The sequence below is a fragment of the Kiloniella laminariae genome, from assembly GCF_027214005.1.
Classification (GTDB): domain Bacteria; phylum Pseudomonadota; class Alphaproteobacteria; order Kiloniellales; family Kiloniellaceae; genus Kiloniella; species Kiloniella laminariae_A.
Genome location: NZ_JAPWGY010000002.1, coordinates 738,918 through 759,908 on the forward strand (window position 1 = coordinate 738,918; position 20,991 = coordinate 759,908).

At 50.8% G+C, this 20,991-nt stretch carries 18 protein-coding genes; 7 read left to right on the forward strand and 11 right to left on the reverse strand.

Annotation, left to right across the window (positions count from 1 at the left end; all coding sequences use genetic code 11):
* Positions 1-51 precede the first annotated feature (51 nt).
* Positions 52-1,815, reverse strand: a complete 1,764-nt coding sequence (locus O4H49_RS08165; protein WP_269422933.1) for an acetolactate synthase 3 large subunit — start codon at positions 1,813-1,815, stop codon at positions 52-54.
* Positions 1,816-1,948: 133 nt separating this feature from the next.
* Positions 1,949-2,926, reverse strand: coding sequence for a tRNA (adenosine(37)-N6)-dimethylallyltransferase MiaA (gene miaA / locus O4H49_RS08170; RefSeq protein WP_269422934.1), 978 nt, complete (start codon positions 2,924-2,926; stop codon positions 1,949-1,951).
* 68 nt (positions 2,927-2,994) lie between these two features.
* On the opposite strand from miaA, the gene serB reads away from it, so the two are divergent.
* On the forward strand, positions 2,995-3,888 hold the full coding sequence (gene serB, locus O4H49_RS08175) for a phosphoserine phosphatase SerB (protein ID WP_269422935.1): 894 nt from the start codon (positions 2,995-2,997) through the stop codon (positions 3,886-3,888).
* Between the two features lie 93 nt (positions 3,889-3,981).
* On the opposite strand, the gene O4H49_RS08180 is transcribed toward serB, so the two are convergent.
* From O4H49_RS08180 to hflK, 4 genes are all read right to left on the reverse strand, one after another.
* Positions 3,982-5,511 (reverse strand): DegQ family serine endoprotease, encoded by a 1,530-nt coding sequence (locus O4H49_RS08180; protein WP_269422936.1) that lies wholly within the window; start codon positions 5,509-5,511, stop codon positions 3,982-3,984.
* A gap of 150 nt (positions 5,512-5,661) precedes the next feature.
* Positions 5,662-5,892, reverse strand: a complete 231-nt coding sequence (locus tag O4H49_RS08185) for a DUF2065 domain-containing protein (RefSeq protein WP_269422937.1) — start codon at positions 5,890-5,892, stop codon at positions 5,662-5,664.
* Between the two features lie 98 nt (positions 5,893-5,990).
* Positions 5,991-6,854, reverse strand: a complete 864-nt coding sequence (gene hflC, locus O4H49_RS08190) for a protease modulator HflC (RefSeq protein WP_269422938.1) — start codon at positions 6,852-6,854, stop codon at positions 5,991-5,993.
* An 18-nt stretch (positions 6,855-6,872) separates the two neighbouring features.
* Positions 6,873-7,946 (reverse strand): FtsH protease activity modulator HflK, encoded by a 1,074-nt coding sequence (hflK, locus tag O4H49_RS08195; protein WP_269422939.1) that lies wholly within the window; start codon positions 7,944-7,946, stop codon positions 6,873-6,875.
* Between the two features lie 244 nt (positions 7,947-8,190).
* Between hflK and apbC the strand changes: the two genes are divergently transcribed.
* Together apbC and O4H49_RS08205 are read left to right on the forward strand one after the other, a co-directional pair.
* Complete coding sequence (gene apbC, locus O4H49_RS08200) at positions 8,191-9,300, forward strand: iron-sulfur cluster carrier protein ApbC (RefSeq protein ID WP_269422940.1); 1,110 nt, start codon at positions 8,191-8,193, stop codon at positions 9,298-9,300.
* A 209-nt stretch (positions 9,301-9,509) separates the two neighbouring features.
* Entirely contained in the window at positions 9,510-10,355 is an 846-nt protein-coding gene (locus O4H49_RS08205; protein ID WP_269422941.1) for a DUF1194 domain-containing protein, read from the forward strand.
* 41 nt (positions 10,356-10,396) lie between these two features.
* Here the strand turns inward: O4H49_RS08205 and O4H49_RS08210 are convergent, their stop codons facing one another.
* Complete coding sequence (locus O4H49_RS08210) at positions 10,397-10,915, reverse strand: dihydrofolate reductase (protein WP_269422942.1); 519 nt, start codon at positions 10,913-10,915, stop codon at positions 10,397-10,399.
* A 179-nt stretch (positions 10,916-11,094) separates the two neighbouring features.
* Between O4H49_RS08210 and O4H49_RS08215 the strand changes: the two genes are divergently transcribed.
* From O4H49_RS08215 to O4H49_RS08230, 4 genes are all read left to right on the forward strand, one after another.
* Entirely contained in the window at positions 11,095-11,781 is a 687-nt protein-coding gene (locus O4H49_RS08215) for a GntR family transcriptional regulator (RefSeq protein ID WP_269422943.1), read from the forward strand.
* A 336-nt stretch (positions 11,782-12,117) separates the two neighbouring features.
* On the forward strand, positions 12,118-13,548 hold the full coding sequence (locus O4H49_RS08220; RefSeq protein WP_269422944.1) for an aldehyde dehydrogenase family protein: 1,431 nt from the start codon (positions 12,118-12,120) through the stop codon (positions 13,546-13,548).
* 43 nt (positions 13,549-13,591) lie between these two features.
* Complete coding sequence (locus tag O4H49_RS08225; protein WP_269422945.1) at positions 13,592-14,854, forward strand: NAD(P)/FAD-dependent oxidoreductase; 1,263 nt, start codon at positions 13,592-13,594, stop codon at positions 14,852-14,854.
* 43 nt (positions 14,855-14,897) lie between these two features.
* Entirely contained in the window at positions 14,898-15,899 is a 1,002-nt protein-coding gene (locus O4H49_RS08230; protein WP_269422946.1) for a 4-hydroxyproline epimerase, read from the forward strand.
* Positions 15,900-15,968: 69 nt separating this feature from the next.
* Here O4H49_RS08230 and O4H49_RS08235 read toward each other — a convergent pair whose 3' ends face one another.
* The 4 genes from O4H49_RS08235 to O4H49_RS08250 all read right to left on the reverse strand — a co-directional run bounded on the left by O4H49_RS08235 (position 15,969) and on the right by O4H49_RS08250 (position 20,977).
* Positions 15,969-16,535, reverse strand: coding sequence for a rhomboid family intramembrane serine protease (locus tag O4H49_RS08235; protein WP_269422947.1), 567 nt, complete (start codon positions 16,533-16,535; stop codon positions 15,969-15,971).
* 44 nt (positions 16,536-16,579) lie between these two features.
* Entirely contained in the window at positions 16,580-18,634 is a 2,055-nt protein-coding gene (locus tag O4H49_RS08240; RefSeq protein ID WP_269422948.1) for a TRAP transporter permease, read from the reverse strand.
* 51 nt (positions 18,635-18,685) lie between these two features.
* The gene (locus O4H49_RS08245) at positions 18,686-19,696 is read right to left on the reverse strand and encodes a TAXI family TRAP transporter solute-binding subunit (protein ID WP_269422949.1); all 1,011 of its coding nucleotides are present in this window, start codon (positions 19,694-19,696) and stop codon (positions 18,686-18,688) included.
* A 150-nt stretch (positions 19,697-19,846) separates the two neighbouring features.
* Positions 19,847-20,977 (reverse strand): alanine racemase, encoded by a 1,131-nt coding sequence (locus tag O4H49_RS08250; RefSeq protein ID WP_269422950.1) that lies wholly within the window; start codon positions 20,975-20,977, stop codon positions 19,847-19,849.
* Between the last annotated feature and the right edge of the window lie 14 nt (positions 20,978-20,991).

Consider the following 20,991-nt stretch of genomic DNA (forward strand, 5'->3'; position numbering starts at 1 on the left):
TCGCGCTCAACCAGAGCAGCAAACCAAGATTTTCCTGGAAGGATGTTCCAATCAGACCAGCACCATTCCTTCATCAGAAATAGGTCTGGCTGCAGAATCATCCGGCCCCAGCAACATCTCATAATGTGCTGCACCTGAAGGAATCATCGGGAAACAGTTTTCTTCCTGTGAGACAAGGCAGTCGAACAGAACAGGACGAGGACAGTCAATCATTTCCTGTATCATTCGATCAAGATCCTCTGCTTTTTCACAGCGCATCCCGACCAGTCCGAAGGACTCAGCCAGTTTCACAAAATCAGGCAATGCATCCGAATAACTCTCTGAATAACGGCTGCCATGCAACAACTGCTGCCACTGACGCACCATGCCCATCCACTGATTGTTTACAATAAAAACTTTCACCGGCAGATTATATTGAGCAATGGTCGAAAGCTCCTGCATGTTCATCATGAAAGATGCTTCACCCGAGACATCGATAACCAGCTCTCCCGGATGTGCCTGCTGTGCCCCAACGGCTGCCGGCAAACCGTAACCCATTGTTCCCAGACCACCAGAGGTCATCCATTTTTTGGGTTCTTCAAACTTGAAGTACTGGGCCGCCCACATCTGATGCTGCCCAACCTCAGTCGTAATATAGGGCTTCCGGTCTTTGGTCAGTTCATAAAGGCGTTTGATCGCATGCTGTGGCTTGATTACAGGGCCATCCTGAACGTAGCTCAGGCAATCTTTGGCCTGCCATTCATTAATACGTCCCCACCAGGCTTTCGCGCTTTTTTTATCCAGATTGTATTTACGCTCTTTCCAGAGACTGAGCATAGCTTCAAGAACCCGCTCGGCATCCCCGATCACTGGAATGTCGACCATAACGTTTTTATTGATCGAACTGGCATCAATATCGACATGGACTTTAATCGAATCTGGCGAGAACTCATCTAAACGACCCGTCACACGATCATCAAAACGTGCCCCGATATTCATCATGACATCACAGTTGTACATGGCCAGATTTGCTTCGTATGTCCCGTGCATACCAAGCATCCCAAGGAACTGTTTGTCGCTCCCCGGAAAGGCTCCCAACCCCATAAGGGTTGTTGTACAGGGGGCTCCAGTCAAATGAATGAATTCAGTCAAAAGTTCGGTTGCCCGATCGCCTGAGTTGATGACACCCCCGCCAACATAGAAGATCGGTCGCTTAGACTTTGCAAGCGCCTCGACAGCCTTTTCAATCTGCTCTTCTTCGCCATCAACCTGAGGACGGTAGCTGCGGTGTTTAACCTGCTCTGGCGCAAGATAATTTTCGCTCTTGAGCTGGAGGACGTCTTTGGGCAGATCGATAACAACCGGACCAGGGCGTCCATTCTGGGCAACGTAGAAAGCCTCATGCATGATACGGGGCAGATCTTCAACGTCCCGAACCAGATAATTGTGTTTGGTACAAGGGCGGGTAATCCCGGTCGTATCTGCTTCCTGAAAGGCATCATTCCCGATCAGATGTGTCGGAACCTGCCCGGTTAGACAAATCAGGGGAATAGAATCCATCAGTGCATCGGTCAGACCGGTTACAGCGTTGGTTGCACCGGGACCTGATGTCACGAGCACGACACCGACCTTACCAGTAGATCTCGCATATCCCTCCGCTGCGTGCACCGCACCACCTTCCTGGCGAACGAGGATATGCTTTACTTCGTTCTGGAGAAAGAGGGCATCATAGATCGGGAGCACTGCACCGCCAGGATAGCCAAACACGGTGTCCACACCCTGATCTTTCAAGGCTCTGATCACGATTTCCGCGCCGGTCAACTGTTCGGTCGCCATTGGTTATTCCTCTCAAACACTGGCATTTTAATAATCTGCACCCTCGCCTCCCGAAGTTAATCCTCAAGAGAGGTGGACAGGCTGTTCAGAAACAGGACCACCGAGCGAGTTTGCGAGCGCGAAAGCTAGCCTCTTAATTTATAAGGGTCAAGCCGCTTTGGCGAATAAAATTAAAAAATTCACCCCTTAAACTTTCCGAATATTTCTCATTTATGATTTTAGCGTCACTATATTGTGTTCTTATCCACGTCATTTGGCGTTTTGCATAACGTCGCGTACTTTGTTGCGCCTGCGAGATCGCCTCACTTCTGGACAGGGTTCCGTCAAGATAACGAACCAGTTCCGGCACCCCCAACGCTTTCATGAGCGGCAAACTCGGATCGAGATCCAGCTTGATCAGCGCCTCGACTTCTTCAAGTGCCCCCTGCTCCAGCATCATTTCAAGACGTTTGTTACAATTATCATAGAGCTCATCTCGTGGAGGGATCATGGCAAAGCGAATAAAATCATATTCAGGCACAGACTCCTGTGCATCCTGTTGCCACGCCAGAATAGACCTCCCCGTATAAGAGGCCACTTCCCAGGCCCTCACCAGCCGTTGACTATCTCCCGGGGGCAACCGCAAGGCCATTTCCGGGTCAAGTTCTGCTAACAGGGACCGGAATTTTTCCCCGCCCATCTGTGCAAGTTTTTCCCGTCCCTGAAGCCGAACCGTTTCTGGAATAGCAGGGATACGTGCAATTCCCTTCTCCAGAGCCCGAATATAGAGTCCGGTCCCCCCCACAAGAACAGGTACTTTTCCTGCCTTGTGAAGTTCTTCTATTTCCTGGATAGCAAGCCGCCGCCACTGTTCGGCCGAGCAGCGCACAGCCCCGGAAAGTACACCGTAAAGTCGATGAGGAACCCGTGCCAGGGCTTGCCGGTCCGGACGCGCGGTTAGAACATCCAGCTCTTGATAGATCTGCATGGAATCCGCATTGATAATCTCGCCGCCAAGTTTCAACGCCGCCTCGACAGCCAAAGCGGATTTCCCACTTGCTGTCGGCCCGGTAATAACGATCACTGGAGGCTTGTCATTGCTCACGGATGTTTTCTCTGCTTTAACATTCATTCCTAGCTTCCTACTATAGCGCAGGCTAAAGAGCCACAAAACAAATCAGCATCAGAGGACACAATTCCATGCGTCTTGTCGCCACTCTCGTCGGCCCAGCAGCAGGGTCACTCGTGGATCACTCTCTTATTCAGTCCCTTTCGCGTTGCCTTATGACCCATGGCGCTGTTCTTGAAGCTGAAGACTGGCTGTCTGAAGGGGAGGCCTGCGATATTTTTTTTAATGCCCAGGAAATACAGACAACCAAGGAATTGCTGTCAACCGAGCTCCTCGGCACAGGGATAGATTTTGCTCTGCAACCTCCGGCGGGGCGGCGCAAGAACCTGCTGGTCGCAGATATGGAATCCACCATCATCCCACAGGAAATGATTGATGAACTCGCACTCAGACAGGGGATTGGGGAAGAAATTGCGGTCATTACACACAAATCCATGCGCGGAGAATTGAACTTTGAAGACTCTTTGCGCCAAAGGGTCGCGTTGCTCAAAGGAGTTGATGAAACAGAACTTGCCAAATTGTCAGGTTTGATGACTCTTAATCCCGGAGCAGACATCCTTGTCAGAACCATGAAAAAACACGGCGCTTACACTGCACTTGTTTCTGGCGGGTTCACTTATTTTACCTCACAAATCAGAGAGCTTTGCCTCTTCGACGAAGACCGAGCCAATACCCTGTTGATCGAGGAAGGTCGTCTTTCGGGGCTGGTTAGTGAACCCATCCTTGGACGGGAAGCCAAACTTGAAGCCACGCTGGATCTTACACAAAAACTTAAGATCGATTTGTCAAATGTCTGTGCCATCGGTGACGGAGCAAATGATCTTGCCATGCTCTCAGCTGTTGGCATGGGGATCGGCTATCACGGCAAGCCAATCGTCCAGGAAACAGCCGCATTTCTGATCAACCATACAGATCATCAGGCCGCGCTTTTCTATCAAGGCTATCGACGTGACGAGTTTTGCTGAAGCGGAGACATTCCTTCAGAAACCAAAAGATAAGGGGTGTCGACATCGACACCCCTTATCTGTATCAGCCCCGCAGATCGAGTTGGCCAAGCCTTACGAGTCAAGTTTGACAGCGACCCACTGATATTCACCCTGACGGAAAACCAGAAGCGTCACCACCCGGAACCCCGCTTCTTTAGCCCGCGTAACAAGTGAAGCAACCTGATCCGGTTTGCTTACCTCTTCCTGATCGACCTCGACAATGACATCTCCGGGGCGCAGGTTTTTCTCGTCTGCACTGCTGTTCTTTACAACATCAGTGATAACAACACCCTTGGTAATATCGCCTATCTGGAAACGTTCACGAACATCATCGTTCAGAGCTCCCAGAAACAGCCCCAGGTCTTCGACCTTGTCTGACTTGGGTGTTTCTTCAACCTGATCAGCCGGAGCAACAGCAGCAACCACATCGTCACTCAGTTTACCGAGGTCCACCTGCAGGGTTTTCCGCTCTCCTTTACGCCAGACGACAACATCGACTTCACGGCCAATTGGCGTCTCAGCGACCATACGTGGCAGTTTGCGCATTTCGGGGACTTTTCGACCATTGAATTCGAGAATAACATCCCCCTGAAGGATACCGGCTTTTTCAGCTGGACCATCTTTGGCAACAGAAGCAACCAGGGCTCCCGAGGCTTCATCAAGACGCAGCCCTTCCGCCAGCTCTTCCGTTACAGTCTGGATGTGAACGCCCAACCAACCCCGTTTAACTTCACCGTTTTCACGCAATTGCTGGATCACATGTTCTGCCATGGCAGAAGGGATCGCAAAGCCGATACCGATTGACCCCCCGGAAGGTGAGTAGATCGCGGTGTTCACTCCGATAACCTTACCATCCATATTAAAGAGGGGGCCACCTGAGTTCCCGCGATTGATCGCGGCATCTGTCTGGATGAAATCATCATAGGGGCCGGAATTGATATCCCGAGCGCGGGCAGAAATAATACCCGCTGAGACAGAGCCCCCCAAACCAAAGGGGTTTCCGATTGCAACAACCCAGTCACCAATTCGCGATTTATCAGAATCACCCCATTTGGTTGCGGGCAGTTCCAGCTCTGTATCAACTTTCAAAAGTGCCAGATCGGTTTTTTCGTCACTTCCGACAATCTTGGCATCCAGTACAGCCCCGTCATGCATACGCACGGTAACCGCATCGGCACCTTCAATCACATGATGGTTCGTAACAATATATCCGCTCGCGTCTATAATGAAGCCGGAGCCCTGGGCACCACCGGGTCGGGGCTGTTGTGGCTGGCCACCACCACGACGCTCAAGAAAATCCCGGAAAAATTCTTCAAAATTCTCGCCCTGGGGAATTTGACCTCCCCCATCAGCGCGCTCATCCGGCACGACATTCTGGGTCGTCACGACATTGACAACCGAAGGCAACAGCTCTTCTGCAAGATCAGCGAAACTTTCCGGCGCAGAACGAGCCTGTACAGCGAATGATAGACACACAACCCCAAGCGCCACGGCCGATCCGACCAGCCACTGGGCCAAAGTTTGATACGAAGATTCTTCGGCCAGTACAGCACGGGAATGCCCCTGCGCCTGACGATTCCCTCGTCCCTCTCTTGTATTCATTTGTGTTCTCTCCGATGTTCTTCTCGCCTGAAAGCGATCAACAGTAAATCTGGGCACGATCTTAAAAAGATCAAGTAAGCCGCACAGTCTGAAGGCTGCGCGATGAAAGGGGCGTAATTGTGACCTCCCGGTGACAATCCACAGGAAGAATCAGATGGTTTTAAGAAGCCAAACCAGCATGACACCAATAGCAGCGCAGACCAATCCTCCCTTGCGAAGGTTTTCAGGAGGCATCTCGTCCAGTAACGACAGTATCTGCCTTACCCGATGAGGGAAAAGTGCAAGAAAAATCCCCTCGATCACAAAAACAAGCGCTAGAGCAATCAAAAAATCAATCATATATACCCTGTACATCAGATAACCCGGAACCGGATTATTCATATTTTCATCCGGGATAGCATAAAAGAAAGCGGCGATGCCAGTAAAGACATCGCCGCTTTCAGCACTTGAGAGTATTCCAGAAACAATCCGTAAAGAATTTAGTCCGGGGTAACACCGTCAAAAAATTCAAAGAAATCGCTATCCGGTGACAGAACCATATAAGTTCCCTTGTTCAGGGAAGCTTCATAAGCCTGCATGGAACGATAAAATTTGAAGAAATCAGGATCCTGACCATAAGCATCATTGAGAATTTTGGTCAGCGCCGCATCCCCTTGACCACGAAGAATCTCTGATTCTTTCTTGGCTTCGGCAGTAATAACTGTGGCTTCACGATCCGCTGTTGATTTGATCCGCTGTGCCTGTTCAAAACCTTGGGCACGGAATTCAGCAGCTTCTCTTTCACGCTCGGTTTTCATTCGGTTGAAAACCGCCTGGCTGGTCTGGTTTGGCAGATCCGCACGACGGATCCGAATATCCAGAACATCAATGCCAAAGCGTTTTGCCTGGGTGTTCACATGTCGCAGTACGTTCTGCATGAAAACATTTCGCTCTTCAGAAAGAACCGTGCTCAGGGTCGCTTTCCCCAGTTCGCCACGCAAACCAGCATTGATGATTGTCCCCAGACGTGCACGGGCACCTTCTTCAGATCGCACTGTCGTGAAAAACGCCAAAGGATCCGCAATACGGTAACGGGCAAAAGTATCAACCAGCAACGGCTTCTGATCCGAGAGGATCATTCGCTCCACCGGAGGATCGAGATTCAAAACACGTTTTTCGTATTTCTGCACATCTTGCCAGGGCGTTTTGAAATAGAGCCCTGGATCCTGGATGGTTTTCTGCGGGTTACCAAACTCGAGAACCATGGCCTGCTCATGAGGATAGATGGTAAAGAGGCTCATGCTTGAGACAAAAGCGCCTAATAATAGCGCAGCGCCAATACCGAGAGTAATCTTGTTATTCATATTCCTGTTCTCCCGCGCTTACTGGCTGTTCTTACGAAGTTCATTGAGCGGCAGGTAGGGAAGAACATTGTTTTCCCCCGTACCCAGGATAACTTTGTCTGTATTCTGGAACACCTTCTGCATGGTCTCCAGGTACATCCGCCGTTTGGTCACTTCAGGATTCTGCTTATATTCCTTATAAACAGACAGGAAACGATCTGCTTCACCCGTCGCTTCATTCAGTAGACGCTCTTTATAAGCTTCTGCTTCCTGAATTTGCTTCTGAGCTTCACCACGCGCACGCGGCAAGATATCATTTCGATAACGGTCCGCTTCGTTACGGGCCCGGTCACGGTCCTGCAAAGAACGCTGAACATCATCAAACGCATCAATGACGGCCTCGGGCGGCTGAACGTTCTGCAACTGGACTTCGGTAATAAGAATACCCGCTTCATACTGGTCAAGAATCGACTGCAGAAGTACCTGGGTCTTGGTCTGGATCGAATCACGTGCTTCGGTCAGGGCCGGCTGGATGTCCGTCTGGCCAATAATCTCACGCAACGCAGATTCTGCAGCAATTTTTACAGTCGCTTCCTGATCCCTGATATTGAAAAGAAACTTGCCTGGCTCAGCAATTTTCCACTGCAGTGTCAGGTCAATATCAATGATATTCTGATCCCCGGTCAGCATCAGGCTTTCTTCAGGGACATCCCGCTTGGTCAAACGACCACCAGTGTTGGAAGAGGAGAAACCGATGTTGATCTGATGAATGGTCGTAACCTCAGGAGTCATGACCGTTTCAATCGGATAGGGTAGATGCCAATTCAGGCCAGCTTCCGTTGTGTTGGTCCACTGACCAAAACGCAGGACAATCCCCTGTTCGTTTGGCTGAACCCGATAAAAACCGGAGCCAAGCCAGAAAAGCAAGACAACGGCCAGAATAAAGATAAATCCTTTACCACTGAAGTTGCCACCACCCGGGATCATTTCTTTCATCCGATCCTGGCTTTTGCGTATCATGTCTTCAATATCCGGTGGACGATGTCCACCACCGCCGCCACTACCGCTGCCCCATGGGCCACCGCCGCCAGAACCTTTATTTTCCCAAGGCATCTATTTTCCCTGTGTTAAACAATTTAAGAGTACAACCGAAATTTGCCTGAATCTGTCACTAAAAGCACCTGCTTTTCAAGCGCTCATTCGCAGAAAAACCTATAAACCCGCTCTGCTGTGCGTCAATTTCACCTTATCTTTGTCATGGACCCTACCATATAAAGTGGGCATAACACTTTATAACCAGTCAGGAACAAAACTAACAGTACCTGCACATATTGTCCAAGTTATGGGGAATTCAAGGATGAGTCGCGTTACGGAGCAAGAAATTCTCTCGGTTTTAGGCACAATTATCGAGCCAGAAAGCAAAAAAGACATCGTTACACTCGGCATGATTTCGGGTCTGGTAATCAAGGAAGGCAATGTCGGTTTTTCCATTGAAATCGATCCTGCCCGTGCCGCTGACATGGAAATCCTCCGTAAAGCAGCTGAAAAAGCGGTTCACGCCCTGTCTGGTGTACTTTCAGTCAGCGCAATTTTGACGGCCCACAACCAGGCTGCCCAAAACAAACCCGCAGAAGCCCCCGCAAAACCCAAAGCAGCACCGGGTGCAAAACTCCAGATTGATGGTATCAAGCACATCATTGCCATCGCCAGTGGCAAAGGAGGGGTTGGCAAATCGACAACCGCAATAAACCTTGCATTATCCCTGGCGAAAAAAGGCCTCAAGATCGGCCTGATGGATGCTGATATTTATGGTCCGTCCCAACCCCGTATGATGGGCATTACCGGGCGACCTTCCTCTCCGGACGGGAAGACATTGCTGCCGATGGAACGCCACGGCATCAAATGCATGTCTGTTGGCTTTCTCGTCGCGGAAGACACCCCGATGATCTGGCGCGGCCCCATGGTACAAAGTGCTTTGACACAAATGTTGCGGGATGTTGTCTGGGGAGACCTTGATCTGCTCGTTGTAGACATGCCCCCCGGCACTGGTGACGCACAGCTGACGATGGCCCAACAGGTACCTCTGGATGGTGCGGTGATCGTCTCTACTCCACAGGACATTGCCCTGCTGGATGCTCGCAAGGGGCTCAACATGTTCCGAAAAGTCGATGTCCCGGTGTTGGGCATCATTGAGAACATGAGTGTCTACATCTGCCCCAACTGCGGTCATGAGGCCCATATCTTTGGTCACCAGGGAGCCCGCAAGGAAGCCGAGAAACTTGGCTGCCCCTTCCTTGGTGAAATGCCTCTGCACCTCGAGATCAGAACAACAAGTGATGAGGGTGAACCAGTCGTCGTTTCTGCACCGGAGAGCGATCACAGCAAACGTTATGCAGCGATCGCAGATGCTGTATGGCAGGAATTAAAAAGTGCGGGCCGGAAATCACCTTCGATCTCGATGGAATAAAGTCACTGCAGGGCTGATCAAGACATCAGTCTCATAGATAGCGGGCCGACAGAAGATAACGGATGCAACGAGACTTCCTGATCTTCTGTCGGCCCTTTCCGTCATAGAGCCCGCTGGAGCAAAGCCCCCCTTTACATGAAGGATGATTAGGGAAAAGCCTGTTTTCGAGATAACCTTGGATCTGACAAACTCGAGAGACAGAAGCTGCTATGGTTACCCCTTCTTTATCCTCACTGTTTTCATTGCTCTTTCTGGGAAAGCTTTTAGTCGGCATCCAGACCGTTGCTGCACTGGAACAATCTCCAGCTCCCTCCCCGTCATTCCCGGGCAAACAGGACAACCCGGTGATCGCTGTTGATCTCGAACTGGTATTGGCCGTAGATGTATCCCACAGTGTTGATGATTACGAGGCAAGTCTGCAGCGGCAAGGATATATTGATGCCCTGCGCGACCCCGCAGTGATAGAGGCCATCACGTCAGGTCCACAAGGCCGTGTTGCCATAACCTATATCGAATGGGCAGGCAGTCGATATCAACACCCGGTTATTGGCTGGTCTTTACTTGATAGTCGCGAAAGTGCCTGGGCATTTGCTCAAGCCCTGGAAAGTCAACCGATTACCTCGGCGCCCTCGACCTCAATCAGCAGCATCATCGATGTCGCAATTATTTCACTTTTTGGAAATGCTTATCAAGGTGATCGGCTGGTCATAGATATATCCGGAGATGGGCCAAACAGTGATGGGCGACATGTGCGCGAAGCCCGCGATGATGCCATCGCCCTGGGCATTACCATCAATGGACTGCCTGTTCTGTCGTCCCGACCCAATCCAAACGGACTTGGCCCACCTTCTGCCTGGCTAGATGCCTATTACATCAAAAATGTCATCGGTGGAACAAATGCCTTTTTGATGGAGGTCATCGAATTCGAAAATTTTGGCCCCGCACTGAAAGAGAAGCTGAAGCGGGAAATCAGCGGGTCGACCGAGATCTCTCTTTCTTCTGGCTCGTCTCTTCCTGCTCACTTCTCCCGTCATAGCCCGCAAAAGCCCCCGTAAGGGGGGTCAACCACGGGTTCAACGCCTCATCCAGAGACCCATTACCGCCCCGCATCCGTTTTACGGTCCAATATTACAAAAGCATGCCCCGGAACGTCCGCTTCGGCAGGGCGACTTTCGCGAAAGTGTTCGACCCAATCCTGTGGGTCTGTTGCCGGAAAAAAGGTATCCGCCTCAGGAGAAAGATCTATTTCGGTAATATAAAGGCGGTCAACTTGATTGATGGCCTGTTTATAGATCTGGGCTCCGCCAATAATCATGATCTCGTCACCACCGAGAAATTCAGCCTCCTCTTCGCCACGTTTAAGCGCTTCTTCCAGGCTGGAACAAACAGTAACGCCTTCGGCTGAAAAGGAATTATCGCGAGTAACGACAATATTTGGTCGTCCTGGCAAGGGGCGCCCAATCGACTGAAAGGTTTTTCGCCCCATAATGACTGGCTTTCCCAAAGTCTGGGCTTTAAAAAATCTCAGGTCCTCAGGGATATGCCAGGGCATGGCATTATCTTTGCCGATGGCCAGGTTTTTGCCGTGCGCGACAATCAGAGAAATTATTGTCATTGGTTTCCTAACAGACTATGAGACAAATTAACAAAAACAGACGATCCAGGCAGAAGCCTATCCATAAAGCAGCAAAGCCGCTGGTCAAGCGGGATCAAAATACCCTAAGATGCGGACCAGTCAGGACATAGTGATTGCATCATAAAAAGCCAAACATAAAAACGGAAGTCTAAAACCGAATGGCCGAAACATCTACCAAATCAAGTGGCTTCAAACGCCAGACCATTACAGAAGCTGTTGCAGAGGCCCTGCGGGAAGAGATCCTTACCGGGCAACAAAAAGAAGGCGTACAGCTCCGGCAGGATGCAATTGCCTCGCGCTTCAATGTCAGCAGAATTCCCGTTCGCGAAGCCCTGCGCCAGCTGGAAGCAGAAGGACTGGTGACCTTTTATCCTCATAAAGGGGCTGTCGTCTCTATCCTTTCCCGGACAGAAATCTGTGAACTTTTTGACATCAGAAGGCTGCTTGAGAGTGATCTGCTTAAACGCGCTATTCCGCAGATGACGCAGGAAGTCCTTGATGAGGCCGAGAATATTCTCAAGCGTTATGATATCGCCCTGGAAAATGGGGAGGTCGCCCTCTGGGGAGAGCTTAACGCACGTTTTCACCACATCCTGTATGTCGCAGCAGATCGCCCCAAAACCCTGGCGATTGTCCAGAACCTGCACAACAACATAGATCGCTATCTGCGCATCCAGCTCAGCAATGCCGGTGCCCGCTCAAAAGCCAGAGACGACCACTGGAAGATCTATAATTATTGCAAAAAAGGTCAAATAGAAGAAGCAACCAGTCTTCTGGATCAGCATATCCAAAATGGCTGTGAGAACCTCATTACTTTTCTAGATTCCCAAGTTCCCTCAGAATAAACCCTCTTTTCTATCGTTTTCCAGCGAATCTTGAACTCATCCCTTGGTTTGGGGTGTTCATTTGCAGAAAATCTCATTTGTTGAATATTTTTGTATACAATATCCAATCAAAGATTATACTGTCGCCTCAAACAACCAATGTTCTTCAGGTCGCTGTAAAATCAGGAAGACTCCGCCAGATACTACCGCGAAACACTCGACTGTTTCGCGGTCTGTTTGACCACCCTTTCCGCTCCATTCAACAGCCCTGATGAACCTGTACCGCTCGCGCCCGAAGCAAAACAGGCGCTGATTCATTTGCATTACCCGGCGCTGACCGCCGACGGGAGACTGACTTTGAAAAAGAACTACATCGACGGCCAATATATCGAAGGCGCTGCAGCGCGCGAAAACATTAATCCCTCCGATATTTCTGAAATTGTGGGAATCTATAGCCAGGCCGATACGGCCCAGACCAGAGCAGCTATTGATGTTGCTCACTCAGCCGCAGAAGGTTGGGCTAAATCGACACCTCAACAGCGTTTTGATGTTCTCGATGCCATTGGAAACGAACTTTTGGCGCGCAAAGCCGAACTGGGAGAACTGCTCTCACGCGAAGAAGGCAAAACTTTGCCGGAAGGGATCGGCGAAACGGCCCGAGCTGGACAGATATTCAAATTTTTTGCGGGTGAAGCCCTGCGGTTGAAAGGCGACAAGCTCGCATCCGTACGACCGGGTGTCGATGTCGAAGTTGTCCGGGAATCTCTGGGCGTTATTGGTATTATTACACCCTGGAATTTTCCTATTGCCATCCCAGCCTGGAAAATTGCTCCTGCTCTTTGTTACGGCAACGCCGTTGTTTTCAAACCTGCTGACCTGGTACCCGGTTGCGGCTGGGCCCTTGCCGATATCATCGCCCGGTCAGGCCTGCCCAAAGGCGTGTTCAACCTGGTGATGGGACGTGGTTCTGTCGTTGGAGAGGAAATTCTGACCAACCGCAAAGTCAAAGGCGTTACCTTTACCGGGTCTGTCGCAACTGGCCAGCATGTCGCAGCAACCTGCGCCGGACGAATGGCCAAGTTTCAGCTTGAAATGGGTGGAAAAAATCCGCTTGTTGTTCTGGATGATGCCGATCTTGATAGTGCTGTTGAAACCGCCGTACAGGGAGCCTTCTTTTCAACAGGACAACGCTGTACCGCCTCATCCCGGCTCATCATTACCGAGGGTATTCACGATCGTTTTGTTGCCGGGGTAATCAAGCGCCTTGAAGGGTTGAAAGTCGACAACGCATTGAGTGATGGCGTACATATCGGGCCTGTCGTAGATGACAGCCAACTGGCCCAAGACCTCGAATATATCCGTGTTGGCCAAGCTGAAGGTGCAAAACTCGCATTTGGCGGACAATTACTGGAACGCGCGACCAAAGGTTTTTATCTTTCACCGGCACTCTTTACCGAAACCAGCAACAACATGCGCATCAACCGCGAAGAGATCTTCGGGCCAGTCGCCAGTGTGATCAGAGTCAAAAACTACGAGGAAGCCCTCGCTGTTGCAAACGATACAGAATTTGGTCTCTCGTCCGGGATCTGCACCACGTCACTCAAGTACGCGACCGATTTCAAACGCAATGCAAAAGCCGGTATGGCGATGGTCAATTTGCCAACAGCCGGAGTGGATTATCATGTCCCCTTTGGAGGAACAAAGGGCTCCAGCTTTGGCAGCCGGGAACAGGGCAGCTACGCAGCCGAGTTCTTTACCACAGTAAAAACATCCTACACACTTGCCTAGTTCATCCCACAAACCGGGAACTATGGATTAGCGGAGACTATTCGTGGCAACAGCAAAAGATAAAAAAAAGCGCGTCCTGATTATCGGATCAGGCATTGTTGGCCTTTGCAGTGCAAATTATCTTTTGCGGGATGGCTGTGATGTGACCATCGTCGAGCGCGATCCGCTTGGCGATGGTACTTCCTGTGGGAATGCAGGAGCCATCGCTGCAGCAGAAGTAGCTCCCTATCCCCTTCCCGGTCTTTGGAAATCGGTTCCGGGCTGGCTGATGGATCCTCTGGGACCGCTGAGCCTTCGACTGTCCTACCTCCCCCAGTTTCTGCCCTGGCTCTACCTGTTTCTGAAGTCATGTAACCAGACCAAAGCAGAGGCGAGCGCAAAAGCAATGTCTTCTTATCTTGGCTCTGCTTTTGACGATTACAAACCTCTTCTCGGTTCCGCAGGACTTGAAGGATTATTAAAAAAAGAGGGAACAATCTTTGTCTACAAAAGTGACAAGGGTCTAGCTCTCGATAACTATTTCTGGGATCTCACCCGTCGTAACGGGGTCACACTCCAGTCTCTCAACCAGAAAGAGATACACGAGAGAGAACCGGCCCTGGGTCCCCAGGCCTATGCGGGGGTCTATACGCCGGACTGGGGACATTTTGCCAATCCCGGAGATCTGGTACACGGTCTCGCCAGACTCTTTCAGGAAAACCGTGGCAACCATCTCCAAGGCGAAGTCGAAAGCTTCGAGATCAAAGACAACAAACCCGTAAGCGTCAGAACCAGGGATGGCCAAAGAATTGAATTTGATCAACTGATCATCGCAGCAGGCGCCTGGTCGGCCCGCTTGTCGGCTAAACTTGGTGATAAATTTCCGCTGGATACTGAACGTGGTTACAATACCACTCTGCCAAATCCGGATGCCGAACTGAACAACATGGTTGTTTTTGCCGAAGACAAATTTGTGGCAACCCCCATGAATATAGGCTTGCGTGTTGGTGGCGCTGTCGAATTTGCAGGCATAGAGGCAGAACCGAATTACGCCCGTTGTGATACCTTGCTGCAATTGGCAAAAGGATATCTTCCCACATTGAATGGCGAGGGCGGTACCCGCTGGATGGGACGCCGCCCCTCTACACCAGACAGTCTTCCGGTGATCAGCCCTTCGCGACATCATGACAATGTCCATTACGCCTTTGGCCATGGACATCTGGGCATAACGGGAGGCGCCGTCACCGGACGGACCATTGCCAATATGATTGCTGGGCGCCCGGGCACTTTTGATCCGAAACCGTTTCATATCAATCGGTTTGACTGAACAGTTCAACGACTAAATTTTTGATGATCATGGGGTTTTGATCGTGACGAACCATACCTTTTTCTGTGTCGATGCCCATACCTGTGGCAACCCAGTCCGCGTTGTAGCCGGAGGTGGTCCCTTGCTTGAAGGGAAATCCATGCTGGAACGCCGGGCACATTTTCTGGCTGAATATGACTGGATCAGAACCGGGTTGATGTTTGAGCCCCGGGGACACGACATCATGTCAGGCAGTATCCTCTATCCTCCAACAAGAGGAGATTGTGATATCGGCATTCTCTTTATCGAGACCAGCGGATGCCTGCCCATGTGTGGTCATGGAACGATTGGCACTGTCACCGTCATGATCGAACGCGGTCTGGTCAAGCCAAAGACACCAGGAACCTTGCGTCTGGATACTCCTGCCGGCCTGGTTATAGCCGACTACCATATGAACGGCGAACATGTCGATTCAGTGCGAATCAGAAATGTGGCCTCATTCCTTCATTCGTCGGACCTGACAATTGACGTGCCGGAGTGGGGGAAACTCCGCTTTGATGTTGCTTATGGCGGTAATTTCTATGCCATTATCGAACCCCAGGACAATTACCATGATCTGAGCGACATAACCCCGGGAGAAATCCAGCGTCTGAGCCCGGTCATTCGTCGCCTGATCAACGAGAAATACAGTTTTATCCATCCCGAGGACGAACGCATAAACGGCTGTTCACATGTCCAGTGGACGGGCAAACCGACCAACCATGATGCCCATGCGCGAAATGCTGTATTTTATGGTGACAAAGGCATTGACCGATCACCCTGTGGAACCGGCACCTCCGCTCGTATGGCGCAGCTTGCCGCAAGAGGCGATCTGAAAGTCGGGGAGGATTTTGTCCACGAAAGTATCATCGGCAGTTTGTTCCGTGGGCGTGTGGAAGATCAGACAAGCATCGGTGATTACAAGGCAATTATCCCCTCCATCGAAGGCTGGGCCAGAATTCATGGCCTCAATACCCTCTTCATCGATGACCGAGACCCTTACGCCAAAGGTTTCCTGCTCACCTGATCATTGCTGATATTATTGGACACTTTTCGTCTTCTTTGAGACAACTGCACTTCATGCTGTGTGGTTGTCTCAAACTTGTTTGATTGCGGGTCGCTGAAAGCGTGTCACCACATAAGCAACAATCCCGCCAGCCAGAAAACCGACCAGGTGACCTTCCCAGGAAATGCCTTCCTTGATCACAAACAAGGACGAAATCAGGCCACTATAAAGTGCCAGAACGATCACTGCAGCAAGGATTGACAGAAAATCTCTGCGCCACCAGGCCCGCCCTAAAAGATAGCTGAAAAGCCCGAAGACGACACCACTTGCGCCAAAGTGGATTCCATCGAAACCAACCAGCCAGAGTAAACCGCCACTCAGAAATATCAGGGTGACCGACACCTGCCAGAAGCGCCACTTTGCTTCTTGAGAAATCAGACCCCCGAAAATCAGAAGCGGAACTGTATTGGATATCAGATGAATATAATCGCCATGAATAAAAGGCGAGAACACAATGCCGGAGAGGTGATCCACGCTGCGAGGAGCAACACCATAAGACCAGAATTTTCCATCGAGCATCCAGTTCGTAAAGTGGGCAATCCACATGATTCCAGCAAAGATAATCACATCTTTAAGCCGCAAGAGCCTTTCCAGCATTTGAGTATTAAATCCCCCTAATAAGTCAGATGCATGATGCCTGATTATGTCATCTTACGATCTGTTTTTTTGTATAGTTCAAAATACTGGAACAAGAAAACTGGTAGCGCCAACAGTGTCGCCAATGCAAGCGTTATGCTGCCCGGTGCCACAAAAATCAACGCAACAGCCCCGAACCACAAACGTTGATAACGATTTAAATCGCCCAGGAAATATCCAGAAAAAGCAACCCCCAGCAGTCCGATACCCGCCATTGCCCCTGTCAGGGTAATGACCAGACTTTGCCAGGAAAAATCCGGTGTCACCAGCAACAAGGAGGGCGAGTAGACAAAGACAAAAGGAACCAGTGCTTTGGCTATTCCCAGACGAAAGGCCGTATTTCCGGTTTTAAAAGGGTTGGCTCCGGCGATTCCAGCCCCTGCATAGGCGGCCAAGGCAACCGGAGGAGTAATATCTGCAAGGACACCGTAATAAAAAACAAAGAAATGTGCGACAAGCGGTTCAACCCCCAGAACAGCAAGAGACGGGGCTGCAATCGAAACCAGAATAATGTAGGTGGCCGTCGTCGGAATTCCTGCGCCCATAATAATACAGGCGATTGCCGTCAGAAGGAGGGAGAAAAACAGAGTCAGGGCTTCTTGTGTCAGAAAGCTCCCTATCCAGCCGACACTGATAACCCCGCCAAGATCAGCCGCAGCTTGCGTGACCATATAGCTGAGACGAAACCCCGTTCCTGTCAGGGTAACCACCCCGACGATAATGCCGACAGCCGCAGCAGCAGCCCCGACAGCAAGTGCATACTTGGCCCCTGTTGCCAGTGCCCTGATCAAATCAGAAAGTGTCAGGCGTTGATGAGGGTTGAGAAAACCGACCACGACACAGGCGGTCAGCCCCCAGACAGCCGCATAGTCTGGTGTGCGCCCAGAAACAATCAGATATACCAGTATCCCCAGCGGAATAAGCGTTGGCCAGTGAACCCGCAGTACCTGCAACATCTGTGGCATCTCTTCGGGGGTCAAGCCGCGAAGCCCCAAGCGTTTTGCCTCAAGATGCACCATCACAAAAATACCAAAGTAATGTAACAGTGCCGGCAACAGTGCCGCCATAAGAACATCCCGGTAGGGTATCTCAAGGAACTCGACCATGATAAAGGCCGCAGCTCCCATGATCGGTGGCGTTATCTGTCCACCGGTTGAAGCAGTTGCCTCAACCGCCGCCGCGAAATGGGGCGGGTATCCGACTTTTTTCATCGCCGGAATAGTCAGGGAACCGGTTGTGACCGTATTGGCGATGGAAGAACCGGATATGGTCCCAAGCATGGCCGAAGAAAAAATCGCTACCTTGGCCGGACCACCGGAATACCGTCCCGCAAGGGCAGATGCCAGATCAATAAAAAGTTGCCCCAACCCCACACGAGTTGCCAGAACGCCGAACAAAACAAACAAAAAAACATACTTGGCAACCACTCCGATTGCGATTCCATATATGCCCTGGTCAGTCAGATAAAGATGATTGATCAGGCCCAGCCAGCTTGTCCCTGAGTGTTGCAACACTCCCGGTGTATAATTCCCGAACAGGGCATAAAGGATAAAAACCAGAGCAATGAGCGGAAGTGTCGGACCAACAGAACGTCTTGTGGCTTCCAATACCAGCAACAACAGGATCGAGCCCATCACGACATCAACGGTCCCAGGTGCCCCAACCCGGTTCGCGATCATTTCTGACGGAAGAAGCGGTAGAAACATCGCAGCGACAACAGCAGCCGTGGCAAAACAGTAATCCCAAACCCCGATACTGCTGATGCGATACCACCCTGGCTGAACAGCCTGGCCTTCTTTGTGCTTTATTGCCCCAAAAAGAATAAAGACAAGCCCAAGCACAAAAGAAAGATGTATGCCCCGATGCGTGAGCTCCCTGATCACCCCAAAGCCTGAAGCATAGAAATGATAGAGCGACATTGCGACCAGCACAGCGGTCACAAAGACGGTCAGACCACGTCCCGTTTTTCGAAAAGACATTTCCGGATCAAAAGTCTTTTCCAGCTGTTCCAGATTTTGCTCGTTCATGCGCCCGACATCATCAGTAAGTGCAGTAAACACCGTCAGCCGCAGACAATCCCCGACCGTTGTGTATTATCCACTCGTGAAAACCTATTTGATCAACCCGGCTTCTTTATAAAACCGTTCGGCGCCTGCATGAAGGGGCACCCCAAGACCCGTCAGCGCATTTTCCAGACGGATGACCTTTCCCTTGGCATGGCCAACATCCAGCAGAGTCCGGGATTGTTCGTTCCAAAGGGCCTTGGTGATGCCATAGATCAGTTCGTTGTCCTCTTTTGCACTGGTAAACCACTGCGCCCCGACAGTTACCGTCGGTATATCGTCGGCTACCCCCTCATAGGTCCCTGCCGGAATATTATCTGAAGCAAAAAAACTGTATTTTCCGGCAAGATCATCCGCTTCCTGACCTGCTATAGGAACCAGTTTGATATCAACACTGGAAGAGAGCTCGACAATCGCGCCTGTCGGGTACCCGGCAACAACAAAGAAGGCATCAATCTTTCCGTTTCTAAGTGCCTCAGCAGCTTCACTTCCCTTGAGAGCTTCGACCATAATATCAGACTGGGTTACGCCGAAAGCTTCCATGATCAGATTGGCATCGACATAGGTACCAGATCCCGGTTCATCAAGCGAAACCCGTTTTCCCTTCAGGTCTTTCACTGAATTGATACCGGAATCCGCAGAAGCAACCAGATGAATGTGTTCGGGAAACAGGGCCGCAATTGATCTTAAATCAGTCATTGCAGGCTTGCCTTCCATCGTTCCTGTACCTGTATAGGCCCAATAGGCGACATCTGACTGGGCAAACCCCGAATTGCGGAGGCCGGAATCGATTGCATTCACATTATCCACCGAGCCACGTGAAGACACGGCAGAAGCAATCAGATTTGGAACACCACAGCTTCCACCCTCATCACACCCACGCGAACCAGGAGGGTTAGAAATAGCGTTGGCGATCACACCACCTACGGGATAATAGGTATAGGACGTTCCCCCAGTCCCAATTGTAAAAAAATTGATCTGCTGGGCTGACGCGGTCGCGACAAAAAGCACTCCAGCCGTCGCCAGTGCAGCAAATGTCCTCTTGAGTATCAGCTTCATGGGAACTCCTCGTGATACTAAATGTTCTGATGGCTATCCCTCAATCAGAGCAAGGGGGATAAAACGATGCACAAACCTGACTATACAACCCCCGCTTCATCAAACGAACCAATTTTCTGTTTTCAAGAAAATTTACGTTTTCACAACCGCTTACCATCCGTTAACCCGGCTCCATCTGGCAATAAGCGATCCTGGAGAATCATGCACCTCATAGTGCTCATAGGCAGCAACAGTCATGCAGGAATGAATCGGCAGGATACGGAGGCGACTGCCAACGGGATAGCTTTCGAAGCAAAGGTCGCCGGACAGCGACGCGATGAGGCCATGTTCCTGATGAACACCCTCGACAAAAAAATCATCAATGATCGTGCCATCCAGTTTACACACCAGGCCATAACCGGATTGCGAGGTAAAGATACTGGCGCTGATATCTTTTGACAGCGCCAAACCGCCAGCATCAACAAGTAAACGTTGAGAAGATCTGTTGTGCCCAATAACCGAGGTCAAAACTGTTGCGGCGATTTCATCTGCCTTACAGGTGCCGATACAAAGTTGATCAACATCCCCGAACATATAGACACCTGGCCTGATCTCACTCAAGCCTTCAAAAGACCTGGCAAATACTGCAGTCGGTGTCGAGCCCGCACTGACGAGCGGACAGGCAAAACCAGCCTTGCGCAAACGCACAGCTGCACTGACCACCCCTAGACGTTCCTGTTCCGCTACCTCGGCAATTTCCCCTGCTGAGGAATATGCATAAGAGTGTCCTGCGTGTGTAAGAACACCTTCAAAACTGAGACGGCGGGAGCTTTTCAAAGCCCTGGCCAGATCAAGAAGATCCGCAGACTCAGGCAAAACCCCGCCACGACCACCGCCACAATCAATTTCAACAGCCACAGGAAATGTCGTCCCCAGGCGTTCGGCTTCAGCATCAAGTGCAGTAATAACAGCGACGTTATCCGTAATCAGGCTAAGTTTTACGCCTTTATCCTGTATTTTTTGGGCTGCAGCCAGCTTCCCCGGCACGATTCCCACGGCATAAAGAATATCTTTTACCCCGGCATTGGCAAAAAAGTCAGCTTCCGCCAAGGTCGAAACCGTTATGCCCTCGAAGCCCCCCCTGGTGGCCATTTTGTAAACTTCGATCGACTTGGCTGTTTTCATGTGGGGTCGTAGACGAACCCCTGCCCCTTGAGCCCGTTCCTGCATCACCCGGCAGTTTTCTTCACAAATATCCCGGTTCAGTAAAAGTGACGGGGTCCCAAGATCTTCAAACGGCATGGCACGGCTCCGGC

Excerpts from the sequence above, each read along its gene's own strand:
- O4H49_RS08165 (WP_269422933.1), bottom strand. The coding sequence starts at position 1,815 with ATGGCGACCGAACAGTTGACCGGCGCGGAAATCGTGATCAGAGCCTTG.
- miaA (WP_269422934.1), bottom strand. The coding sequence starts at position 2,926 with ATGAATGTTAAAGCAGAGAAAACATCCGTGAGCAATGACAAGCCTCCA.
- serB (WP_269422935.1), top strand. The coding sequence starts at position 2,995 with ATGCGTCTTGTCGCCACTCTCGTCGGCCCAGCAGCAGGGTCACTCGTG.
- O4H49_RS08180 (WP_269422936.1), bottom strand. The coding sequence starts at position 5,511 with ATGAATACAAGAGAGGGACGAGGGAATCGTCAGGCGCAGGGGCATTCC.
- O4H49_RS08185 (WP_269422937.1), bottom strand. The coding sequence starts at position 5,892 with ATGAATAATCCGGTTCCGGGTTATCTGATGTACAGGGTATATATGATT.
- hflC (WP_269422938.1), bottom strand. The coding sequence starts at position 6,854 with ATGAATAACAAGATTACTCTCGGTATTGGCGCTGCGCTATTATTAGGC.
- hflK (WP_269422939.1), bottom strand. The coding sequence starts at position 7,946 with ATGCCTTGGGAAAATAAAGGTTCTGGCGGCGGTGGCCCATGGGGCAGC.
- apbC (WP_269422940.1), top strand. The coding sequence starts at position 8,191 with ATGAGTCGCGTTACGGAGCAAGAAATTCTCTCGGTTTTAGGCACAATT.
- O4H49_RS08205 (WP_269422941.1), top strand. The coding sequence starts at position 9,510 with ATGGTTACCCCTTCTTTATCCTCACTGTTTTCATTGCTCTTTCTGGGA.
- O4H49_RS08210 (WP_269422942.1), bottom strand. The coding sequence starts at position 10,915 with ATGACAATAATTTCTCTGATTGTCGCGCACGGCAAAAACCTGGCCATC.
- O4H49_RS08215 (WP_269422943.1), top strand. The coding sequence starts at position 11,095 with ATGGCCGAAACATCTACCAAATCAAGTGGCTTCAAACGCCAGACCATT.
- O4H49_RS08235 (WP_269422947.1), bottom strand. The coding sequence starts at position 16,535 with ATGCTGGAAAGGCTCTTGCGGCTTAAAGATGTGATTATCTTTGCTGGA.
- O4H49_RS08245 (WP_269422949.1), bottom strand. The coding sequence starts at position 19,696 with ATGAAGCTGATACTCAAGAGGACATTTGCTGCACTGGCGACGGCTGGA.
- O4H49_RS08250 (WP_269422950.1), bottom strand. The coding sequence starts at position 20,977 with ATGCCGTTTGAAGATCTTGGGACCCCGTCACTTTTACTGAACCGGGAT.